General features: G+C 52.7%; 20 protein-coding genes. 6 read left to right on the top strand and 14 right to left on the bottom strand.

The genetic code is table 11. From position 1 onward, the window contains the following. Positions 1-2 precede the first annotated feature (2 nt). Positions 3-533, top strand: a complete 531-nt coding sequence (locus HP555_RS04430; RefSeq protein WP_199263986.1) for a DUF6691 family protein — start codon at positions 3-5, stop codon at positions 531-533. Positions 534-686: 153 nt separating this feature from the next. Here HP555_RS04430 and HP555_RS04425 read toward each other — a convergent pair whose 3' ends face one another. From HP555_RS04425 to HP555_RS04380, 10 genes are all read right to left on the bottom strand, one after another. Continuing rightward, complete coding sequence (locus HP555_RS04425) at positions 687-1,730, bottom strand: glycosyltransferase family 4 protein (protein ID WP_199263985.1); 1,044 nt, start codon at positions 1,728-1,730, stop codon at positions 687-689. Positions 1,731-1,739: 9 nt separating this feature from the next. Further along, positions 1,740-2,591, bottom strand: a complete 852-nt coding sequence (locus HP555_RS04420; RefSeq protein ID WP_199263984.1) for a glycosyltransferase family 2 protein — start codon at positions 2,589-2,591, stop codon at positions 1,740-1,742. Between the two features lie 61 nt (positions 2,592-2,652). Next, positions 2,653-4,257 (bottom strand): ArnT family glycosyltransferase, encoded by a 1,605-nt coding sequence (locus tag HP555_RS04415; RefSeq protein ID WP_199263983.1) that lies wholly within the window; start codon positions 4,255-4,257, stop codon positions 2,653-2,655. A 92-nt stretch (positions 4,258-4,349) separates the two neighbouring features. Then, positions 4,350-6,086, bottom strand: a complete 1,737-nt coding sequence (gene msbA, locus HP555_RS04410; RefSeq protein WP_199263982.1) for a lipid A export permease/ATP-binding protein MsbA — start codon at positions 6,084-6,086, stop codon at positions 4,350-4,352. Positions 6,087-6,248: 162 nt separating this feature from the next. Continuing rightward, entirely contained in the window at positions 6,249-8,531 is a 2,283-nt protein-coding gene (locus HP555_RS04405) for a peptidase U32 family protein (protein WP_199263981.1), read from the bottom strand. Positions 8,532-8,606: 75 nt separating this feature from the next. Further along, positions 8,607-10,064 (bottom strand): sensor histidine kinase, encoded by a 1,458-nt coding sequence (locus HP555_RS04400; protein WP_199263980.1) that lies wholly within the window; start codon positions 10,062-10,064, stop codon positions 8,607-8,609. 65 nt (positions 10,065-10,129) lie between these two features. Further along, complete coding sequence (gene pyrR / locus HP555_RS04395) at positions 10,130-10,663, bottom strand: bifunctional pyr operon transcriptional regulator/uracil phosphoribosyltransferase PyrR (protein ID WP_199263979.1); 534 nt, start codon at positions 10,661-10,663, stop codon at positions 10,130-10,132. Next, a complete protein-coding gene (gene purN, locus HP555_RS04390; protein ID WP_199263978.1) occupies positions 10,660-11,241 on the bottom strand; it encodes a phosphoribosylglycinamide formyltransferase in 582 nt (193 codons plus the stop codon). Before purN ends, pyrR begins: the two co-directional genes overlap by 4 nt. 3 nt (positions 11,242-11,244) lie before the next feature. Next, entirely contained in the window at positions 11,245-11,865 is a 621-nt protein-coding gene (locus HP555_RS04385) for an IMP cyclohydrolase (RefSeq protein WP_199263977.1), read from the bottom strand. A 20-nt stretch (positions 11,866-11,885) separates the two neighbouring features. Next, the gene (locus HP555_RS04380) at positions 11,886-12,266 is read right to left on the bottom strand and encodes an RNA-binding S4 domain-containing protein (RefSeq protein WP_199264478.1); all 381 of its coding nucleotides are present in this window, start codon (positions 12,264-12,266) and stop codon (positions 11,886-11,888) included. Between the two features lie 191 nt (positions 12,267-12,457). Between HP555_RS04380 and HP555_RS04375 the strand changes: the two genes are divergently transcribed. Further along, complete coding sequence (locus tag HP555_RS04375; RefSeq protein WP_199263976.1) at positions 12,458-13,207, top strand: GTP cyclohydrolase I FolE2; 750 nt, start codon at positions 12,458-12,460, stop codon at positions 13,205-13,207. Positions 13,208-13,227: 20 nt separating this feature from the next. On the opposite strand, the gene HP555_RS04370 is transcribed toward HP555_RS04375, so the two are convergent. Beyond that, positions 13,228-14,685, bottom strand: coding sequence for an NAD-dependent succinate-semialdehyde dehydrogenase (locus tag HP555_RS04370; RefSeq protein ID WP_199263975.1), 1,458 nt, complete (start codon positions 14,683-14,685; stop codon positions 13,228-13,230). A 184-nt stretch (positions 14,686-14,869) separates the two neighbouring features. Here HP555_RS04370 and HP555_RS04365 point away from each other — a divergent pair, with 184 nt between their 5' ends. After that, a complete protein-coding gene (locus HP555_RS04365) occupies positions 14,870-15,304 on the top strand; it encodes a PilZ domain-containing protein (protein WP_199263974.1) in 435 nt (144 codons plus the stop codon). A 21-nt stretch (positions 15,305-15,325) separates the two neighbouring features. Here HP555_RS04365 and HP555_RS04360 read toward each other — a convergent pair whose 3' ends face one another. After that, positions 15,326-16,885: an adenylate/guanylate cyclase domain-containing protein gene (locus tag HP555_RS04360; RefSeq protein ID WP_199263973.1), complete on the bottom strand. Its 1,560-nt coding sequence runs from the start codon at positions 16,883-16,885 to the stop codon at positions 15,326-15,328. Between the two features lie 144 nt (positions 16,886-17,029). Here HP555_RS04360 and HP555_RS04355 point away from each other — a divergent pair, with 144 nt between their 5' ends. From HP555_RS04355 to HP555_RS04350, 3 genes are read left to right on the top strand one after another with little or no spacing between them, the layout of a single operon-like run. Continuing rightward, positions 17,030-18,391 carry a replication-associated recombination protein A gene (locus HP555_RS04355; protein ID WP_199263972.1) on the top strand — a complete coding sequence of 454 codons (1,362 nt, stop codon included), beginning with the start codon at positions 17,030-17,032 and terminating at the stop codon, positions 18,389-18,391. A gap of 1 nt (position 18,392) precedes the next feature. Continuing rightward, positions 18,393-18,518 carry a hypothetical protein gene (locus HP555_RS14190; protein ID WP_269846857.1) on the top strand — a complete coding sequence of 42 codons (126 nt, stop codon included), beginning with the start codon at positions 18,393-18,395 and terminating at the stop codon, positions 18,516-18,518. Positions 18,519-18,530: 12 nt separating this feature from the next. Then, the gene (locus tag HP555_RS04350; protein ID WP_199263971.1) at positions 18,531-19,394 is read left to right on the top strand and encodes a bifunctional UDP-sugar hydrolase/5'-nucleotidase; all 864 of its coding nucleotides are present in this window, start codon (positions 18,531-18,533) and stop codon (positions 19,392-19,394) included. Positions 19,395-19,471: 77 nt separating this feature from the next. Here the strand turns inward: HP555_RS04350 and HP555_RS04345 are convergent, their stop codons facing one another. Together HP555_RS04345 and HP555_RS04340 are read right to left on the bottom strand one after the other, a co-directional pair. Beyond that, complete coding sequence (locus tag HP555_RS04345; protein WP_199263970.1) at positions 19,472-20,392, bottom strand: manganese-dependent inorganic pyrophosphatase; 921 nt, start codon at positions 20,390-20,392, stop codon at positions 19,472-19,474. A gap of 224 nt (positions 20,393-20,616) precedes the next feature. Next, a complete protein-coding gene (locus tag HP555_RS04340; protein ID WP_199263969.1) occupies positions 20,617-21,330 on the bottom strand; it encodes a Bax inhibitor-1/YccA family protein in 714 nt (237 codons plus the stop codon). Positions 21,331-21,788 lie beyond the last annotated feature (458 nt).

Genomic DNA, 21,788 nt, shown 5'->3' with positions numbered 1-21,788 from the left:
CCATGAGCACTGATCAGATACTTGGACTGGTAACCGGCATACTCTTCGGATTTCTTCTGCAAAAAGGGCGGGTCCTGCGTTTTGACAAGCAGGTCGGTGCCATGCTCTTAAAAGACATGACGATCTTAAAATTCATGCTGTCTGCTATACTGGTCGGCATGGTCGGCGTCCAACTGCTCTCCAGCGCCGGGATCATCACCCTCAGTCACAAGCCTATGAACGTGGGGGCAATCGTTATCGGTGGTGTTTTGTTTGGTGGTGGTTGGGCGGTGATGGGGTTCTGCCCCGGTACCTCTGTGGGAGCGCTTGGCGAAGGTCGCTGGCACGCCATCTTTGCCGTTGCCGGTATGATAACAGGAGCAGCAATCTATGCAGAGATCTATCCCTTCCTCAAATCAACAGTTTTGGCATGGAAGGACTTTGGAAAAATCGGCCTGCCGGAAGTCCTGGGGATCTCGCCCTGGGCCATCATCTTTGTTTTCTGGGCGGTAACCCTCTGGCTCTTTGTTTTCTTTGAACGTAAAAATTTGTGAAAATCTTTAAACCACTAACAGGCATCGGGAGAACCGTCTCTTCCTGTTATAGAGGCGGTATCCGATGTCTTCTGCAAGCTGTAGTACACACCTGCCGTCACACACCCCGCCAACGCACACATCGTCACAACAATCAAAAAAAGACAGCACACCTCAGGTATACGCTTTTTTTATCAGGTTGATATGCTGCTCTATGGTCAGACCATGCTGTTCGGCAAAACCAGCAGCCACTCTGTGGCCGGAATCGAGCCGGGTCATCGTTCGCACCATGGTTTCATGACTGTTATCTTCAAGAAGGATACCCTCCTCTTCGGATAACAGCTCAGCAGCCCCCACACTCTTCGTCACGATAACCGGTGTACCGCACTGGATCGATTCCGGAACAACCAGGCCGAACGGTTCGTAGTAGGATGGAAGCACCGTGAAATCAACGGCACTGTACACCGGGCGCAGGTTGTTCACATAGCCGATGTAACGAACATTTGCCGGATGACCGGAACCAATGGGGCTGCCTGCCACGAGCAGCTGGTAGCGATTCGGATCCAGTACTGAAAAGGTTTTAAGCAGCTGATCCAGCCCTTTGCGCTGGTGCCCGCAGGAGACAAACAGGAACGTTGTCTGATGACCCTGAATGCCCAGAGCTGATCGGGCCTGTACCCGTTCAGCCTCCTCCATGGGAGTGAAGGTCTCGGTATCAATGGGAGGATAGAGAACATTGATCTTGTTGGCAGGGATCGCATAGTGGTCACGAATCTGACGGGCAATGGTGCCTGAATGCGCCATGATGTACGGTGCTTCGCGAAAGGCCTTCTCCTCGAACCTGTTTTCAAACAGGTCGTAGACACCGCGAAAAAGAGCCGTGCGCCGAATATGTCTGATCGTTTCAACATGCACCCCGCCGCACACCGTCACGTGCGGACTGCAGGTACGGGCCGTACCGATGGCAAGATCATAGTCGCGACGCAGGGGCAGCTGGTTGCAGCAGTGCAAAAATCGAAACTCCCGCATCTTCCGTGGCCACGGTGGACGGATCTGCTGCACTGTGCAACCGAGTTCCTCTGCCAGCTGGTGATCAACGCGGCAGGCATACACGGTAACGTCATCGCCTTGTCGCCTGAACCCTTTGACAAGAGAAAGCAGATAGGCCTCCATGCCGCCGCCCCGGGTCAGATTAGTATGAACCAGTGCTACTCGCATAGGCGTCTATTACCTGTACAGTCGGGCCGCCACTGTATACTTTGCCCGCTTTTGTCGTAAAACTTCATCTTCTCGTCCAAATATCTTCTGTATCCACAGGCTCGCAAGTCGCCACACAGCCTGTACTCTGCGTACCCGTTTGATGCGACGGACTGTATCGGCAGGATAATGTTTCGTATAAAACAGCAACTCACCCTGCATCTTCTTTTCAAACAACTGTGCCGGCGGTGTCGTCCGCTCACTTTGTCCTTCCAGATGAATAATGCCCGCATCCGGTATGTACCCCAATCTCCAGCCGGCCTGACGGACCCGGAGAGAAAGATCGATATCTTCTCCGTACAAGAAATAATCCGGGTCAAATCCCTGCACCTGTTCCATAACCTGCCTGCGTATGACTAAACTTGCACCAAGTAACCAGGCGATATCACCGGGAAGTCCGGAAAAAAGAGCGCCGCTATAATGATTGCCCGGATACTCCGGGTTGGCTGTGGCCTGTCGAATACCCTGCGCATCGTACACGGCTGTCCCGGCCATGCCGACATCCCTGTTGGCCGCCATATATGCAGCCATGGCCGCCATGCAGCCGGGCCGCAGCCGGGTGTCCGGATTAAGGAGAAAAAAAAGATCACCGCTGCAGCTGTCCAGCGCTCTATTATTCGCCCTGCCGAAACCTATATTCTCAGGCAGGCCGATAACGCGGACAGCTGGAAAGGCCTTCCGGATCCTGTCAACACTGTTATCCTGTGAGTTATTATCAACAACAACAACCTCACGGATCAGTGCCTGCTGACCCTGCAAAGAATCAAGACAGGCCGACAGCAGATCACCTGTATTGTAATTGACGATGATGATTGAAAACATCAGGTCCTCCCTCACAGCCCTGTTCATGCTCTTGTCCAACAGGCAACTGGCATCGTATACATCACAGCGTCTTCTCAAACAGAATAAGCTGGCCGGTGTCCTCATGCTGCCAGCGGCCGACTTCTTTAAAAAATTGTGAAAATTCAGAAGGGTGACGGCCGGAAGGACTGTTCTCCCAACGTTGTTGTTCCCACAGAAAATAGGCGGCATTCGTCGCGCGCATCATGGCCATGACTTCATCCGCTGATGCGGAGTCTGTGATCACCGGCTGGGAGCATGACACTCCTTTTTTCCCCACATTTGCATAAAAAGTGATCCAGCGGGCAGCCACTGAACTCTTGGCGGCAATGACCACCGAGTGCTCAGTAGACGTCAAAGAGGCGACTGTGGAAGCGATACGTACGTAAACTTCCTTATCAGCCTCAATCTTCTGTATATTTTTGCTCAGACTCACCATCACTACAACAACCGCGAGCACTACACCTGCTTGTGCACGGGTCAACTTGCCTGTCCGCATCAAAAATCCGTGTACTCTCTGTATCCCCAAACCGGCAAGCAGGCACGATGGAAAAATAAGCAGTGTCATGAAACGATACGTGGCAACCCAATGATGCTGCGTATGAACGAACAAGACGACAAAAGAGCACGCCAGCAGCAAAAACATATACTGATACTCCGGCAGGGATCGTGCCCGGCGAACCCCCTCTTTCCAGCCGGCAACATAGAAGATCAGGTATGGATAAAAAAATGCCTCTGCGGCATTGGCCGTCAAGGTGCCCAGAGCGGTCATCCAGATGGTATGATAACTGCTCTCCAGATAGTTACCGAGCAGCGAGAACCCATACCCATCAGCAAGTTGTTTGAGCTCGGCCCGGAGTGTTTCATACGCCTGGATCGGCTCTGAAAACTTCCGGACAATCTCATCCAGCCGCACCAGAGCGAAAACATCCTGACCCCCGGTCAGGGTAACGACCGCTCCGATCACGGCAACACCGATAACGGGCACTGTAAATGCCAGCAGTCTCTGCAGTTTGTTCTTTTCTCGGTACACGCATAAAAAGAGCAGAGATACCGGCAGTAAAACAATGGCCTCAATCCGGCTCCAGGAGGCCAGCAGGATGGCGATGCTGCTGCCACTTAACAACCAGTACATATATCTGGGACTGGTCTTTTTGTGTATATGCAGAACAAACAGCCACAACGCGAGGGAAAATAAAAACCAGAAAAGGGCGTCGCGCATGACATCAACGCTGTAGCGGACAAAGATCGGCGTAAACGCCAGCAGCAGTATGGTCAGGCTGCTGATGATCCGATCGAAAAAAAGGCGTACAAGCTGATAGAGGATGACCAGCATACCCATTCCGCAGGCAACGGAAACCAGCTGACCGCTCAATACCCAGTCTGGGACGAGATGATAACCAAACGCGATGAGAAAGGAGTACAGGGAGACATAGGGGAGTTGGCACTGATCAACCAGACCCCACTGACCGCTCCATATTGCTCTGGCCTGATTGATGTAGAGTATACCGTCGGGATTGATGATCGTGATCTGCGCCAGGGCCGCCAGCCGGACAGCCAGACCGGCGGCCAGCACCGCCGCAAACAGCCACATTGATGAAACATGCCGGCCTGAGGCCGACATAAAAACAGAGGTCCTTCTTGCCATGTTATTTTCCGGGATAAAGCGTCACCGGACCGCTTGCCGGCAGATAACGACCCAAAGGCCCGATGATACGACCACCGTTGCCGGACATCAGATCACACGCCTTCAGAGAACTGGAGACGGTACAGACCACTGTACTCTCCCTGCAGGGCAAGGAGCTCTTTATGCGTTCCCTCTTCGACCAGCTGCCCGTCCTTCAGCACGATGATCCGGTCGGCATTCTGGATGGTGGACAGCCGATGAGCGATCACGATGGTGGTGCGATTGTGCATGAGATTTTCCAGTGCCTGTTGCACCTCGCGCTCCGACTCGTTATCAAGGGCCGAAGTTGCTTCATCAAGGATGAGGATAGGGGCATCTTTGAGAAGGGCGCGTGCAATTGAAAGCCGTTGTCGCTGCCCGCCGGATAACCGTGTCCCTGACTCACCGATCACCGTCTCAAAGCCGAGCGGTAAGGCCATGATAAAGTCCAGTGCATTGGCCGCCCGGGCAGCCGCCACAATCTCCTCTTCGGAACAGCCTTCCCGTCCGTAGGTGATATTGTTCCGCACGGTATCGTTAAACAAGATGGTCTGCTGGGTCACCAGGGCCATCTGCCCGCGCAGGGAGTTCAAACTGTACCGGCGGATATCAACACCGTCAACAAGAAGCCGGCCATCTGTAACATCGTAAAAACGCAGCAGCAGATTGGTCAGGGTGGTTTTGCCCCCCCCACTCGGTCCGACCACAGCAAGCACCTCGCCACGGTTCACCTGAAAGGAGAGCCCGCGAAGCACCCGGATATCACTCTCATAGCAAAACGTAACCCGATCAAACACGATGCTCTGGTGAAAGGGCGGCATGGTCATCGCCTCAGCAGCATCAACGATGGTGGAACGGGTGTCTAAAAGTGTGAAAATACGATCCGCCGCGGCAATACCTTGTTGAATAGTGGCGTTTACCTTGCTCACGCCTTTGATCGGCTCGTACAGCATGAGTAACGCCGTGAAAAAGGCCATGAACGCTCCGGGGGTGGAGTTGCCCTGCAGGACCTGCCCACCACCGAACCAAATGATAAAAGCCATCCCGACACCGGCAAGCAGCTCTACACTCGGGTGCGACAAACTGTTGTACCAGGTCTCGGACAGGAGGATCTTTAAGATGTTTTGTGCTCGGTCGGCAAATCGTTTTTTCTCATACGGCTCCATACAGAACGCCTTGACAATGCTGACACCGGTTATGGTTTCATGCAGCTGATTCGTCGCCTCTCCCAGCTTCTCCTGGTAGCTTGTGCTGATCCTTCTGAATTTCCGCCCGAACACAACGATGGGCACTCCCGCGGCCGGTAAAAACACCAGCGTAACGAGCGCAAGGCGCCAATCCATATAAAAGATGACCCCCAACAGACCGATAACAGAGAAGAGATCCCGTAAAGAACGGATCAGCGTATACGAAACACAACTTTGAACAATACTCACATCATTAATGACCCGTGATATCAGTTCACCGGTTGAAGTTTTATGAAAAAAACTGAGCGGCTGGTCGATGATATGACTGTACAGTTTGGTCCGCAAATCTCTGATCACACATTGACCGGTCATCTCCAGAAAATAGGAGTAAAGAAAATAAAAGATGCCTTTAACAAAAAATACCGCCAATAAGAATAAAGGCAGAAGATTAAGAAGACTTGCATCTTTTTTAATAAAAATCTCATCAAGGAGGGGTTTGACGAGATAGGCCTGCAGTGCGTTAAAACCACCGACAGTAACCATTGTCACCATTGCAACAATAAGTTTTTTTGAATGGGGCTTGAGTACGGCAGACAGACGTCTGATGATATCTTTATTCGTCATATTAGAGGAAGCGCGGAACGCTTGAAGTTGATCCTGGCAGGTTCAGATAAAAAATGCAAACCGGGTCTTCTGTAAAGACGCAAAGCATAGCACGCGGTCCTCTGTAATTCCCGGGATAGCGGATACCTCCTGCGCACTGCAGGGTACCGGCCTTGTGCACGATCATGAAAGGCCACCGATGTAATTACCGGTACTATGCGCCGGCAGTGTATCACGACCGCTGAGCAGCGCCCTTACTTCGGCACCCATGTTCCTCGGCTGGCCCTGACTGATATCCACGACAACATAGTCCACCCCCAGACTTTTGAACTCTTTGACGTACGGCAAGAGAGAAAAACTGACATAAGAGTAGGCATATATGACATCTTCTCCCTGGTCGAGATAGAACCGTTCACCGCGCGGACTGCTGAAGCTGCGCCGACCTTTAAAATGAGGGGCAGCCAGTCGCGACGTAAACAGGGGTGGCCGACCATGGACGTAGAGACCGATCTGCATTGGTGCTGCAGCAGGATGAGGTTGACTCTTCTGGTAGTGACCAAGAGCTGCCATCAATGCAGACTGATCTGTTTCCAGCGAAAACTGGATTCCGGTCAACCCTTTTGCTGTGAATAAATGCAAGGCGGCACTGTTTAACACATTACAGGTGTAATCGCCATAGAGTTGCACCGGTCGCTGGTCCGGATCGTAGCTCTGTCGGGAAAACAGACCGAGCTGGCCGACATGACTGATCTGAAAATGATCCTCACCCCGTTGCTGCAGTTGCTCCACAGCCTTACGAAACCATGGCAGCTGCTCATCAAGCAGCACCGGCGGCAAGGCCCAGACCCGCTGCAGACGGCCGGACTGCCGACTGTGCCGGCCCACGACAAACTGCTCCAGATTTTCTTTGTTCAGATCAAGCACCACCTTGCTGACCTTGAAGGGAAAGCGAAGAGAGAGGGATTCGACTGTCCGCACCTTCAGCCACCACTCCATGGCTTTTTGCGGTTGCCGGGACTGCGTCTTTGTCCCGGTAAAACGATGTCGGATGCTCAGTTGTTCTGAACGTGCATCTCCACCAGTATCAAAGGCCAATGCCTGCAGTATCGGTTGGAGAACAGCTCTGCACGAGGGGGGTGCTGGAAGGCGTTTAAGCAGCTGCTTTGCAGCAGTGCCGGATTTTTCTGCCCGGGTACTGATGTCCACCCGGAAGAGCAGGCCGCGAAAGGGTTGTTGCAGGTTGCCCCACTCATGGCCCTCCAGATGAACAGTTGCTGTCTGCCCCTTTTTAACCAGGGAAACCGGACGCTGCCTGACGAGTAAAGTCCGAAGCGTAAAGTTTTTGCGCTCTCCGGTTCGCTCCTCATAGAGCCGCAGACGGTCTCCTAAACGCACCTGCTCCTGGAAGCTCACCTGCATGACCGCACCGGTCACCCTTCCCTTTCCTCTGACAACCTCCAAACGGACCACTCTGCCGACAACCGTGCCCATGCTGCCCGAGAGATGCGGAACGATCATCTTATCTTCACTGCCGGCGATGAAGTATCCTGAAGAGCGTTTACGCCCCATGGCCGCATCCAGGAGTCGATGTGCCTCTGTCAGTCTTTCAGCCTGCCTGTCGGCTCCGGCATCAAGGCTGTCAAGGACCATGCGGTAGGCCCGTACCGTATTGCGCACATATTCCACAGAACGCAGACGGCCTTCTATTTTCAGACTGACCACACCGGCAGCTCTTGCTTCCGCCAGATAATCAAGCCCGGACAGATCGTTCATCGAAAAGATATAGCTACCGCTTCCCGGCCGACCGCCCTTCTTCCGCCCCACATGCGACCACTCATACCGGCGCCGGCAGGGTTGGACGCACTGCCCGCGCAGGCTGGACTTCCCGCCATAAAGGCTGGAAAAACGGCACAATCCGGAATAGCTGAAGCACATGGCTCCATGGATAAAGATCTCAAGCTCCACCCGGGTGTGCTGATGGATGGCATGGATTTCCGCTAAACTCAACTCGCGGGCAAGAACAATACGTTCAAATCCTAACTCTGCAAAATAATCAGCGGCAACCACATGGTTGACCGTCATCAGTGTTGAGGCATGGACCTTGAGCCCCGGGAAAAACCGTCGGATAAGGTACAAGAGCCCCAGGTCCTGGATGATCAGCGCATCGGGGGAGATAACGGCAAGCGTGGCCAGGGTCTCTACGGCCTTGGGAATCTCATCCTCCTTCACCAGACTGTTCATAGCCACATAGATCTTTTTCTGATCTGCATGGGCCTGTTCAACCATGGCAGCGATTTCCGCCAGAGTGAAATCCCGAGCAAGCGCCCGGGCATTGAATCCTGGTGCGCCGACGTAAACCGCGTCCGCTCCGGCCTCAAAGGCTGCTGTAAACGTTTGCACAGTGCCGGCAGGAGCCAGCAACTCCATGGTTGAAGGTGGGGTCAGCCCACCGGAAGCAGATATCATACGAAGATAACAAGATAAAGAGGTGAGGCCGGTTGCCTGTACACTGCCAAACAAGATCCTCCCGGGACCGTTTGACTATTCGTTGGGAGAATACAGGACTGGGGGATAATCCAACGTCGGCAGGGGGAGAATAAAATAAAAATTGTTGCCCTGGACAGTGGGTTCATAGCCGACACGGCCGCCGTGCATCTCAACGACCAGGCGCACAAAGGACAGTCCATGACCGGTGCCGGGAACATTATGCTGATCATCACCGCGGGTGCCATCCTGAAACAGTCTGTTTCCCTCTTCGATCGACATACTTGGGCCGGTGGTAAACACGTTGAACTTGATACCTTTTTTCCCCTGACTGGGAAAATCATTGATCAACTCCCGGCCATAGGCCATGGCTTTCCGCGGCCGGCCTTCATGATCAATGATCTCCTTGGTGTACTTGGCAGCGTTGGCAAAGAGGTTGGCATAGACCTGCGACAACAGACCGATATCCACAGTGAGCGGAAACTCTTCCTCCAGCATGTTCAGTGGCCGATCCACTGCGATATCAGCAGCCTGCAGCCGACTTGCATAATGCTCCAACTGCGGAACAATCACCTCTTTCTCCACAAAACATCGCTTGGGGTGAAGCACCAGATGCCCTCGCTCAAAATGTTCCCGACGAAACAGACTCTCGATAAAGAGGCTCATGTTGGCATGGTGTTTCACAATCTCCTGATGATACCGTAACAGCTCATCCTGTAATCTCTGCAGTTTAACGCAGCACTGCTCACACCGCCCGTGCAGCTCCAACCTCTCCGGTCCCCCGCTGAGCTCCTGTCTCAGCTCTTCAATAAGACCGATCTTTTTTCTGAGCTGTTTGAACAGGTAGCGAAAGTACATGTTAGGGACGATGATATTGTGCTCGATATCAATGACCAGATTACTGATGAACTTCAAACGCTCGATGTTCTGCCTGGCAATCAACCGGTTATCGAGATTGTAGCCGATTCGGTTGGCGTACTTCGTGAAAAAAAATCTGTCGGTCTCGGTCAACCGCTCTTTGTGGTGCACCTCAAACATACCCAGCAATCGTCCGCCGGTACACCCCCCGGGCAACGCATACAGTTTCATCTGCCGCTGATCGTCACCATCGCCATGGTTGCGACGACCGAAGGGTTGTTTGCTGAAAATGGGAATAATATACGACCCGGCCAGTTCGTAGGGATTTTCCTGCATCTGCACAGGGTAAGCCGCCGGTCTGGCAGCAGACAAAACACCTTCTCTGCTGGAACAGATCAGCTGTAATCCTTTGTCCGACCCCTGACATAAGTACAGAGCACTGTCCACATCAACCAGTGCCAGGGGAACAGATACGCAGATCCGATAAAAATCATCAAGGGAATCAAATTCCTGGGCAAGATCAAAAAATGCCTTCAGAAAATCGTTGCGTCCCTGGGAAAAATTATACTGCGCGTAACTTTCCGCCTTCTCCCGGATGCGTTGGCACATGCTCTGCAGGTCTGCTGGAATAGCATGTGTTCTCTTTAAATCACTCATAAACTAACTGATCAGATAGTCAATTGGCCGCATCGTTTCACAGACAGCACGTATCCGATGATGGTTTATCGTTTGGTCAGAATGACCGCATCTTCGCCGTCTTTTTCAGCTAATAAAACATCAACCCGTTCCTTTGCCAGGGCACTGACAGACATACCGACATAATCCGGTTGAATCGGTAACTCTCGTCCGCCCCGATCAATCAGTACAGCCAGTTGGATGGAAAGTGGACGACCGTAATCCATAATGGCATCCATGGCCGCCCGGATGGTTCTTCCCGTAAAGATGACATCATCAACAAGCACAACACACTTGTCCTCCAATAAGAAACCGATATCCGACTTCTTGACAACCGGATTCTGGGAGATAAGACTCCAGTCGTCCCTGTACAGGGTAATATCCAGAGTACCTGACGGCAGGACAGCGTCCTCACGTTCTTCTATGTACTGCCTGATACGCTGTGCCAGGTAAACACCGCCGGTATGGATACCGATGATCGAAAGATCTGCAACGCCATGGTTGCGCTCAACCACCTCCAGACTGATTCGATGCAGACTGCGTTCTATATCCCTGCCAACCATGATCGTCTGTGTTGTCATGCTCCCACCCGATTCCAAAAGTAGTCTACACCCTTAAGATCCACAAGGTTGATCGCCTCAGGATACACCTCGCACTCCACAGCAAAAACCCGTGCGGCAATATCATCGGGAGTATCGCTGTCCTCCAGGGCAACACACCGTTGCAAAACAATGGGCCCCTGGTCGTAAAACTCGTTTGCAAAGTGCACTGAGCAACCGCTGACCGTACACCCTCTTGCCTTAACCGCCTCGTGGACACGATGACCATAAAACCCGGCACCGCAGAAGGAGGGAAGAAGCGCCGGATGAATGTTGAGAACACAGCGCTTGAGATGAGCGGGCGGAGTATACAGTTTCAAGTACCCGGCAAGTGCAATGAGATCAACCTCATACCCGGCCAGAATCTGGTTGGCAGCCTCGTTATCCCTGGCATAAAATGCCGGATATCCGTACTGTTTCGCCTTTTTCAGACCAAGTGCATCCACAGCATTGGCTATGACCACCTGAATCTCCGCGTATAACGTACCGGCCTTGATGCAGTTGTGAAAGTTGTCAAGGGTTCTGCCGCTCCCGGAGAGCAATACCGCCATCTTGCGCATAGGTCATGCTCCGATAAAATACGGGTTGGTGACAGGATCAACACTGTCCAGCCATTGGGCAATGGCCGTATCATAGGCTGCAGTCAATGCGAACGCCTTACGTGCCAGCCGAAACCTTGTTGGCAGCATTGTATTGCCCTGAGACTGCAACTCAGCCAACACCACAGGATAATCAGCAGGATCGACGACAACCGTAACATCCTGAAAATTTTTGGCCGATGCCCGCAGCATGGCCGGCCCACCGATATCGATATGCTCGACAGCATCTTCAAGCGTGCAGTCAGTAGAAGCGACCGCATTTTCAAAGGCGTAGAGGTTAACAACAACAATATCAATGGGTTGAATACCATGCTGCCGACATTGCTCCTGATGCTGCTCGTTGCGGCGTTGCTGCAGGATACCACCGTGCACCAGCGGGTGCAGAGTTTTGACCCGGCCATCAAGCAGCTCCGGAAAACCGGTGAAGGTTGAGACATCGGTCACCTCGATGCCGCTGTCACGTAATTTGCGTGCCGTACCACCGGTTGAAAGAATGGCGATGCCCATGGCGGCAAGTGCCCCGGCAAACTCCTCACACCCCGATTTATCTGTTAGGCTGATCAGCGCCCGCTGTGCTCGTCTCATTGTCTGTTCACGTCCTGAGGCTATTCTTTTTTCAAAAATTGACGGATCTTCCGCCGTTCGTGTTTATCGGGTTTCCGCTCAGGCGCCTGGATATGCAGCTGTAAAACCTTACGTTCAGCCCGCGCCAGTTCGCGTCTCACCTGTGATGCTTCCGTTTCCTCGTAAAGCATGCGGGCAGCAGTTGCCGGGCCTCGTTGTTCACTCACGGCCAACACCTGAATCTCCCATGCAAACGGGCCCTGACGAATGTGCACCATGTCACCCGGCCGGACCGTTCGTGCCGGTTTCACCCTGCTGCCATTGACAGCGACATGCCCCCCGCCCACGGCTTTGGCTGCCAATGACCGGGTTTTATAAAAGCGCGCCGCCCACAGCCATTTATCGATACGTACCTGCTCCATCACCAACGTTTCCGGCCTGTGCTATCCTGTGAAAATACCATGATTTTGTAGATCCTTCAAATAAAGAAAACACTGGTGATTGCCCGGTAACAGACAGTTCTGTCTGTTTATCCCCAACAGCCTCAGCGCGAAGGTTGCCGAACCGAATGAAATAGGGTAAGGGGGGCGCTAACACTTTTTCTGAACATACCATGTCCTTACACACAGCCGGAATCAACAATTTTACCTGCCCTGTCCGTATTCCCCAAAAAGGGGGCGATGTTCAGGATACGGTGGCCGCAATCAGCCTGGTCGCCCGCATGCCGCAGGACCAGATCGAATCGTGTGTCGATGTCATGACAAAACTGCTCACCCGGTGCCTCCCTGACATTCACACCGGTAATTTCCCTGCGCTCCTGACCCAAGTCCGTGAACAGTTGCAGGCGCAAGAGGCACGGCTTTCAATGCGGTTTCCTTATTTCATTGCCAAGACTGCGCCGGTCAGCGGTACCCCCAGTCTCATGGAGTATCAGTGCGCCTTCAGCGCCTCTTCGGAAGATACCGGCGAACCTCTGCTTACAATCGCCGCACCGGTGACCACCCTCTGTCCCTGCTCCAAAGAGATCAGTTCGTTTGGAGCGCATAACCAGCGGGCAACCATTACCCTTTCAGTCCAGCCATTGGCCCTGATCTGGCTGGAAGATCTGATTGCCATGGCGGAATCCTGCGGCTCTTCCGAAGTCTATGCGCTGCTGAAACGACCGGACGAAAAATATGTGACTGAGCAGGCCTATACTCACCCCATGTTTGTCGAGGATGTGGCACGAAAGATTGCCCAGCAGGTGATGGCCCATGCTGATATCGGTTGGTTTTCCGTCGGGGTTGAGAGCTTTGAATCCATCCACAACCACAGTGCCTACGCCTTTGTCGACAGCAGGGACCTTAAAAAAGAAAGCATCTGACCTGCTCCGCACCTTCCGCGCTATTGTCTCAGACCGCCCAGGCAGAGATACTTCAGCTCCAGATACTCTTCAATGCCGTACTTTGAACCTTCCCGCCCGATTCCAGACTCCTTCACACCACCAAAGGGTGCGGCCTCTGACGACATCCGTCCGGTGTTCACACCCACCATACCGTATTCCAGGGCTTCGGCGGTCCGCCAGATACGACCGATATCGCGACTGTAAAAGTACGCTGCAAGGCCGTAAGGTGTCCTGTTGGCGAGCTCAACAGCGCACCTGTCATCAGTAAAAACAAACAGCGGCGCCACCGGCCCAAAAGTCTCCTCACGGGCTATCAGCATGTCCGGAGTCGCATCCAGCAACACCGTTGGTTCGAAAAAGAACCCGCCCGACTTCACACGTTCGCCACCACAGGCGATCCGAGCCCCTTTGGCCAGTGCATCCTGTACCTGCTCTTCCACCTTTGTCACTGCCTGCAGGTCAATCAACGGTCCCTGCTGCACGTCTTTTTCAAAGCCGCTGCCCACGCGCAGTCTTTGTACGGCAGCCACAAGCTTGGCTGCAAACTCTTCATACACCTTTTCCTGAATAAAAAACCGGTTCGCACACACACAGGTTTGCCCGGAATTTCGATATTTTGAGGCCATTGCCCCCCTGACGGCCTCGTCCAGATCGGCATCATCAAAAACGATAAAAGGAGCATGTCCGCCCAGCTCCAGGGATATCTTTTTCACCGAGGCGGCACAATCACGCATCAGCAGCTTTCCCACAGCGGTCGATCCGGTAAAACTGAGCTTTCGTACCAGGGGATTGGCGGTCATTTCCGCGCCGATCTCCTGGGCCGGGCCGGTAATCACATTAAAAATCCCTGCCGGGATGCCGGCCTCTTCAGCCAGAAATGCCAGCGCCAGGGCGGAAAACGGCGTCTGCCCAGCGGGCTTAACCACAACCGGACATCCCGCTGCCAGGGCCGGAGCTGCTTTACGGGTCACCATGGAGGAGGGAAAGTTCCAGGGAGTAATGGCACCGCATACCCCCACAGGCTCTTTCAGAACAATGATCCTCTTCCCCTGTTGCGCCATGGGAATGGTATCACCATACACACGCTTAGCCTCCTCAGCATACCATTCCAGGTAGTTTGCGCCGTAAAGGATCTCCTCCTCCGCCTCGGCAAGGGGCTTTCCCTGTTCCATGGTCATGATCCGGGCAAGATCGTGCTGATGCAAAATGACCAGCTCATACCAGCGACGCAGGAGGCGGGAGCGATCCTTTGCCGTCAAACTCTTCCAGGCAGGCCAGGCCCGATGGGCGGCAGTGATGGCGCTTGCCGTCTCCTCTCGCCCCAGCGCCGGCACCGAGCCGACGACCGCACCGGATGCCGGATCTATGACGGTCATCCTCTTGCCGTTTTTTGCCTCTATCCACTGGCCATCGATAAAACAGTGGGAGCGCAGCAGCTCCCGTCGGACAGGTTTCATGTCCTACTCCCTGTAAAGCTGTAACAAAGACCAAGCCGTATCCAGGCGCTGGTCGCGGTTACCGGGTAAAATAAAAAAGCATCTTCAATCTTCACAATCTGCACTATATACTATGGGCAGATCACCATACACGGAGATTGTACTTTTTTCACTCCTGTTCACTCTTGAGGAGCAAAGCGGCACTATGACGATCGAACGACGAAAATCCGAACGTGTTGTCGATTTTTTTCCCCTTGAAATCCATGCCCTGCATCTTGTAAGTCACAAGGTGATAGCCGGTCCGTTTTCAGGAAGGATCATCGATATCTCCGACCATGGAGCCTGCCTCCTGATGACCCAGGTCCTGGTCAACGGGTTTCATATATTCCATACAACCCGGAACACGGATGGGGTGGCGATCGGCCTTGGCTTTACGAATATTAGCGCAGATGATTCACTGGTCTTTACGGCTCATCCGGTCTGGTTGAAACCTTTTCAGCAGCAGGAGGTCAGAGCCTTCAGGATGGGAGTACAGTTCACCGCTGAGGTACGCCTAGATCACATACATGAGGTACAGGAAGCACTTGGTGCGGATCAGGAACAACGCGCCTCCTGGTGGAAGCTTCACTGCAAAACATGAGAGAACAACGCTCCCCCAACTTTAGGGCATGGTATTTTCAGTCTTTTTTCCTATCAGACTAAAGGTCTGAACTTTTTTCTCTACTCCGCGCAGCGCAATTTCGCCCACATCTTCAACAGCAAAATAATCGCCGATCTCTCTCAGCACCGATTCGGTGACATACACCCTGCTTGCCCATGCCTTGGCAGCCAACCGTTGTGCAATATTGACCTCGTTACCGATCACCGTATAATCAAGGCGTCGAGCTGAACCGATGTTCCCGAAGAACACGGTACCGCTGGTGATGGCAATTCCTAAATCAACCGGTTGAAAAGCAGGGCTTCTGCTGATCCACTGATCCCGGAAAACAGTGAAACGTTCTTTAATCGCCAAGGCGGCATGAGCAGCGGCAAGACTCGGAGCTTCCAGTTGGACCGGTGCGCCAAAAACAGCCAGGACCGCATCACCCATGAACTTGTCAATAGTGCCCTGATACCGGAACACCTCTTCTGTGAAAAACTGAAAAAATTCGTTGAGAAACTGCCGCAACGGCTGCAAGTCAACGTGTTGCACCAGACGCGTGAAGTTACGAATATCGGCAAACAGGATGGTTACCTGTTTGATATCTCCGACTTCCGTTAAATTCGCCGGTTCTTTAAGCAACAGCTCCGCCACCTCAGGTGCCACATACTGTTCAAACAGGGTCCGGAGACGCGTGGTTGCAGCCAGCTGCATGGACCCGCGCAGATTTTCAATGGCCACCGCCGTCTGACTGCAGAGTATGGCCAGCATCTCGTTATCCGCCTCGGAAAACCGGTCATCTGTTTCTTTTTGACTGATATTGAGGACACCAATATTCCGGTCTCTGATCTTCAATGGATAGGAAATGGCGGAAACAACGTCCGGCTGTTGCAACAGCGGTGCAAAAAGAGAGGCGGTCTGGTCCTCCTTATTCAGGATCACCGGCTTCCCCTGCTGGAACACCCAGCCGGCAATCTGTTCACCCGGTAACTGCTGAATTGCTTCCACCAGGGCACTCTCCATACCCCGGGAAGCGGCAATGCGAAGGTACCCCTCGTTGGGCTGAAAGAGCATGACTGAAATACGGCTTGCCCCGGTTTGTACACTGACAGCGTCAAGCAGGTGTTCCAAAATCTCGTTCTCACTCGATGCTGCAGCAAACTGTTCACCAAGTCTGTACAGAGGCAGCAGTGTCCGTAAACGGATGTTCTCCTGTTGCAGGTGATGACGCTCCAGAGCCTGGCGCACCACCTGTTCAGCCTGTGCGGTGTTGATCGGCAGTTTCACCAGACCGGAAAAGCCGGCTTCCAGAGCCCCACGCACCAGATCAAAGTCAACGGTGCTGGTAAACAGAACGCCGGCAACACCAGGTTGTAATGTGCACAACCTGGCAAAAAACTGATATCCCTCATCATCGGGATGATCGGTTACAATGAGGGCCAGGCAGACTTTATAGCCTGTGCAAAGTTCCTGGCCTGCTTCCGCATTTCGACAACGGATAATTTCAAGCCACGGAAGCGCCGATGCGATTGTTGTGGCCTGGACATCATCTGTTGCAAAAAGAATGGCAGCTGCGCACATGCAAAACGCCCATACGAATAAAGTTAATCAACCTGTCTGTTCATAGTACCATCCGGATAAAAACTCGACAAGAAAGAGAACGGAAATGAAACCTGCCGCTTCTCACGCCTGTATTTTTTCATCAGACTCGTGTATGATTTTGTCATGACAGTCCCTACATCGCACCAGCGTCCGCTTGCCGAACGGATGCGTCCCAAAAGTCTCAAGAACTTCATCGGTCAGGAACACCTGGTCGGAGAAGGCAAGCTTCTCTGTCAGCTCATTGACAGCGGGGCCATACCGTCACTGATCCTCTGGGGGCCGCCCGGTTCCGGGAAAACAACGCTGGCCACTCTTCTTGCCCACACGATCTCCGCCCATTTTGTCTTTTTCTCCGCCGTCCTTTCCGGGGTCAAGGAGATACGGCAAATCGTCAAAGATGCTCAGGAGCTTCGTGAGCAAACCGACAAACCAACGATTCTCTTTGTCGATGAAATTCATCGATTCAATAAAAGTCAACAAGATGCCTTCCTCCCGCATGTGGAAAGCGGCCTGCTGACTTTGATCGGAGCAACCACTGAAAATCCGTCTTTTGAAATCACGGCACCCCTTCTCTCCCGCTGCCAGGTTCTCCCCCTCCATCCGCTTACTCCCCACGATATAGAGCAGATGGTGCAACGTGCCCTGACCGACACAGAACATGGACTGGGCTCGTATCATCTGGGTATTGACGAAGCAGCGCTACACCTGCTCTGCAGGGCTGCAGACGGTGACGGCCGCCGCGCCCTGAACTATCTGGAAACAGCCGCCAGGCTTACCGTGGAGGCCAAAGACCAGGAGGACTCGGTGTCTTCAGACACCCCCACCATCTCTTCGACAACCATAGCTACAACACTCCAGCAGAAAACACTCCGCTACGATGCCAAGGGAGAAGAACACTACAATCTGATCTCCGCCCTCCACAAGAGCATGCGTGACAGTGATCCCGACGGGGCGGTCTACTGGCTGGGCCGGATGCTTGCCAGCGGTGAAGATCCCCTTTATCTTGCCCGGCGAATGATCCGCTTTGCCTCTGAAGACATCGGTAACGCCGACCCCCAGGCTCTGCGCGTTGCACTCGACTGCCGGGAGGCCTACCATCTGCTGGGCACCCCTGAAGGTGAACTGGCCCTGATGCAGGCAACCATCTATCTGGCAACCGCACCCAAGAGCAATGCCGTCTACCTGTGCACCAAAAGCGTCCAGAAGGATATCCAGCGTACCGGATCCCTGCCGGTTCCTCTTCACCTGCGCAATGCACCGACCGCACTCATGCGGGAGTTTGGTTACGGCCGGGGGTACCAGTACGCCCATGATCATCGTGACGGCATAGTCTTTCAGGAACACCTACCCCCGGAACTCACCGGCACCACCTACTACGAACCGACCACCCGCGGCTATGAGGCCGTCATTAAAGACCGACTCACTAAATGGAAACAGATTCTTGAAAAACGTCAACAACATACACAGACTCCACCAGCAGTATAAAGTGAAACACCTTGGCTGTTTTTTGTTCATCCTCCTGGTTGCCGTCCTGGCGAGCCGGGTTGAAGGTGCCGACTTCCGCCTCCTGTACAGTAACGACAACCTCGGCAATGTGGACGGGAGCGGTTGAGGCAAGAGCAGATTGGGCGGTCTGTCCAAAAAAGCTTCCCTGATTCAAGAGTTGCAACGAGATGGTCAGCAGCCAAACCTGGTGGTCACCGGCGGCAACCTTCTTTTCCCCACCGATCACCTGGATGCAGCAGACGCTCAAAAAGCAGAACTGGCGACCAGTGCAGGCGTCCTTGCCGCCACTCAAAAGATGGGGGCAACCTTTGCCGGCATCGGCTCACTGGACCTGGCCGCAGGGATGGAATGGCTGCAGCAGTTGCACAAACCGCCGGCTTTCAACTGGCTGTCGGCAAATCTTGTTGACCCGACTTCGCTCAAGCCCCTGTTTACACCCATACTCCACCGCCAGGCCGGTCGTGTCAAAATAGCCATTCTGGCTGTTACCGATCACACTGCTTTTCAAAATACCGGGCGTGATTTTATTGTCCAGGATTGGCGGGCAACATTACCGGCAAGTGTTGCGACGGCAGAGAAGGACACGGATTTCGTGCTGTTGTTGTCGAACTACCCCTACAGTGAAAATCTGGAAATCGCGCGTGCCTTCAGCTCGATAGATGTAATCCTGCAGACCGGTCATGCCATCGGTAATATGAACCCGATACCGGTCAACAATGCGCTTCTTATACAAACAGATATCCGTGGTAAATATCTTGGTGTGCTTGATATTGATTGGCAACACCGCGGCGCATGGACCGAGCTGCCGATTCCATTAGACCAGAAGGGGGCACAACAGGCAGCCTCCACCTACAGCAATCGCTTCCTGCCGATTCGACAGTCTTTGGTCAGCGATCTTAACATTGAGGCCTTACTGCAAGAGGCGCAGCAAACGGCAGATGCATTCACCGAAAAACTCCTCTGCGGTAATGAGAGAAAGTAGTGAATCCATATAAAAAAACGCATAAAAAAAGCCGCCTGGAAAGGCGGCTTTTTTTACACACTGAACAAAAAATATACTTAGCAGCCAAAAGCCTTTTGCAGGTTGGGAACAGTCTGCTTTTTACGACTCATCATACCATCGATCCACATTGAAACGCCGTCCAGTTTGTCACCAAAAGCACCTTCTATCAAAGCCGGATCATCGGAAATGACCATCAGATCAGTCCCCTCTTTCACCACATCGGTCAGCATGAGCAAAACCGAGTGACGTTCTGTCCCCTTCTGCTCTTTCATGGCATTGTAAAGGGCATCACGCATATCAGCAACCTGATCAAGGGTGGCAAGTTCAAGCTGTCCCACACCAACCTTCTTGCCGTTCATATCAAAATCCTTGTAATCACGGTGGAGCAGATCCATGGCAGGTACTCCGGCAACAGCGCTCTTTGCCTTCAGCATCTCCATGAACAGACCCTCGGTGTCAGTCACGCCGGCAATGGCTGCCAGTTCTTTAACAGCCTTCTTGTCAGCGTCGGTGGTGGTTGGGGACTTGAAGTTAACGGTATCGCTTAAGATGGCGGCCAGCATCAATCCTGCAACCTTCGGCTCAACTTTGACACCTTCCATATCATAGAGAATCTTAAGGACTGTACCGGTGCAGCCAACCGGCATATTGAAAAAGAAAATCGGCTGGTTTGTGGTCACATCACCGATCTTGTGATGATCAACAACAGCGACAACTTCACCGGCATTCAGGTTATCGGGAGCCTGGGTAAGATCGCTGTGATCGACAAGGGCAATCTTCTTGCCGGTGGCATCGGTCAGAAGTTCGGGTGTGGCAAAACCGAACTGCTTAAGTACCATCTCGGATTCAGGATTCAACTTACCAGAGACAGCGGGAACATAATCCTCGCCTTTTGCCTTCATCAATGCAGCATAGGCAATAGCAGCGGTGACAGAATCGGTATCCGGACTTTTGTGACCAATAACATAAACAGACATAGCGTAAAACCTCCCAATACTTGTTCAGTGACACATACAATACGTACGTTTCTCTTTCCATCCGGACCACACCTGGTCAGGAACAATAAAATTGAAAAATTCTATAATATTTACTGATGAGCGTCAAGCAGAAAAAGGGTATCCGTTTTACTTCTCAAGAAGTAAAAACAGGGGGATCGGTATCATCGCTCCCCCTGCTCACCTCTTTGGAGAAAAGGCGTTAGTTAATCACGGCTACCGCCGAAAAAACGGAGCAGCATAAGAAAAAGATTGATAAAGTCGAGGTAAAGAGCCAGGGCACCGATAATGGCTCCTTTACGGATAGCTGCCTCGCCCTGTTCCATAATACCCTGTTCACCGATCTGTTTAATTTTCTGGACATCATAAGCGGTCAGCCCAACAAAAACCAAAACACCAATCGCTGAAATTGCCCAGTACACAGCAGTGCTTTTCAAAAAGATGTTCACGATTGAAGCCAGGATAAGGCCGATCAGCCCCATGAACATAAATGAGCCCATTCCGGAAAGGTCGCGTTTCGTGACCAGACCGAAAACAGCCATTGCCGCAAACATACCCGCAGTGACTAAAAAGGTGGCGGCAATGGAGGCATGGGTGTAGGCAAGAAAAATAGTCGATAAAGTCACGCCGTTAAGGGCCGAATAGGTGACAAAAAGGCCGGTGGCGGTTCCCGGTTGAATTTTCTCGATACGGGCGGAAAGATAAAAAACCATACCAAGCTCAGCCAGGACCAGTATAAAGAAGATGGGACTGGCAATCAGGGAAGCCACCAGGCCGGACTGGGCAACAAAATAGGCGATAACACCGGTAACGGCCAAACCGGCAGCCATCCAGTTAAACACTTTTGCCAGAAAGATAGTCGAAGCCTGCTGCCGGGCCTTCGCCAAAGTAATTTCGTGGGTACCAACCTGCGTCTGCATAACTGCTTTCTCCTTAACGATTAGAGTATCTATACAATATCACGAGCTACTATTAACCATTTCATGAGGAAAGGCAACAGTGTCTGTTTCTAAAACAACACAGGCAACCATGCTGTATCATCTTGCATCCACACAGACTACACGTATTTAGAAGTATATTAAAATCCGGTACCTCTCTACGTCCTTTCCGCCTCTTCTCCATTGACAGCATTGCGATATCCAACAGGAAACCTTCCTGAATACTGGCAATTCACTGCCGGTCTCTGGTGTTTTTCCTGCTCTGCCCACCAGTTCCCTGGAAAAAGAAAAAGCAAAACCTCGTAGTTTTGCGAGTTGTCTGAATGATCTTTTTTTCTTTAACTGGCACCATCGGCTTGAAGAGGAACAATCTGTCATCAGACATCCAGGAGAAGGCTCAGCAACCACAACAGGTCACACCCGGTTCCACTGGACAGGAC

The sequence above is a fragment of the Desulfobulbus oligotrophicus genome, assembly GCF_016446285.1.
Lineage (GTDB): Bacteria > Desulfobacterota > Desulfobulbia > Desulfobulbales > Desulfobulbaceae > Desulfobulbus > Desulfobulbus oligotrophicus.
This window is presented reverse-complemented; position numbering and strand designations above follow the sequence as displayed.

Coding starts and splice junctions, on each gene's coding strand:
- HP555_RS04380 (WP_199264478.1), bottom strand. CDS start 12,266: ATGGAGCAGGTACGTATCGATAAATGGCTGTGGGCGGCGCGCTTTTAT.
- HP555_RS04365 (WP_199263974.1), top strand. CDS start 14,870: ATGACGATCGAACGACGAAAATCCGAACGTGTTGTCGATTTTTTTCCC.
- HP555_RS04420 (WP_199263984.1), bottom strand. CDS start 2,591: ATGTTTTCAATCATCATCGTCAATTACAATACAGGTGATCTGCTGTCG.
- HP555_RS04345 (WP_199263970.1), bottom strand. CDS start 20,392: ATGTCTGTTTATGTTATTGGTCACAAAAGTCCGGATACCGATTCTGTC.
- HP555_RS04400 (WP_199263980.1), bottom strand. CDS start 10,064: ATGAGTGATTTAAAGAGAACACATGCTATTCCAGCAGACCTGCAGAGC.
- HP555_RS04385 (WP_199263977.1), bottom strand. CDS start 11,865: ATGAGACGAGCACAGCGGGCGCTGATCAGCCTAACAGATAAATCGGGG.
- HP555_RS04425 (WP_199263985.1), bottom strand. CDS start 1,730: ATGCGAGTAGCACTGGTTCATACTAATCTGACCCGGGGCGGCGGCATG.
- HP555_RS04370 (WP_199263975.1), bottom strand. CDS start 14,685: ATGAAACCTGTCCGACGGGAGCTGCTGCGCTCCCACTGTTTTATCGAT.
- HP555_RS04415 (WP_199263983.1), bottom strand. CDS start 4,257: ATGGCAAGAAGGACCTCTGTTTTTATGTCGGCCTCAGGCCGGCATGTT.
- msbA (WP_199263982.1), bottom strand. CDS start 6,086: ATGACGAATAAAGATATCATCAGACGTCTGTCTGCCGTACTCAAGCCC.
- HP555_RS04405 (WP_199263981.1), bottom strand. CDS start 8,531: ATGATATCTGCTTCCGGTGGGCTGACCCCACCTTCAACCATGGAGTTG.
- HP555_RS04340 (WP_199263969.1), bottom strand. CDS start 21,330: ATGCAGACGCAGGTTGGTACCCACGAAATTACTTTGGCGAAGGCCCGG.
- pyrR (WP_199263979.1), bottom strand. CDS start 10,663: ATGACAACACAGACGATCATGGTTGGCAGGGATATAGAACGCAGTCTG.
- HP555_RS04375 (WP_199263976.1), top strand. CDS start 12,458: ATGTCCTTACACACAGCCGGAATCAACAATTTTACCTGCCCTGTCCGT.
- HP555_RS04430 (WP_199263986.1), top strand. CDS start 3: ATGAGCACTGATCAGATACTTGGACTGGTAACCGGCATACTCTTCGGA.
- HP555_RS04355 (WP_199263972.1), top strand. CDS start 17,030: ATGACAGTCCCTACATCGCACCAGCGTCCGCTTGCCGAACGGATGCGT.
- HP555_RS04360 (WP_199263973.1), bottom strand. CDS start 16,885: ATGTGCGCAGCTGCCATTCTTTTTGCAACAGATGATGTCCAGGCCACA.
- purN (WP_199263978.1), bottom strand. CDS start 11,241: ATGCGCAAGATGGCGGTATTGCTCTCCGGGAGCGGCAGAACCCTTGAC.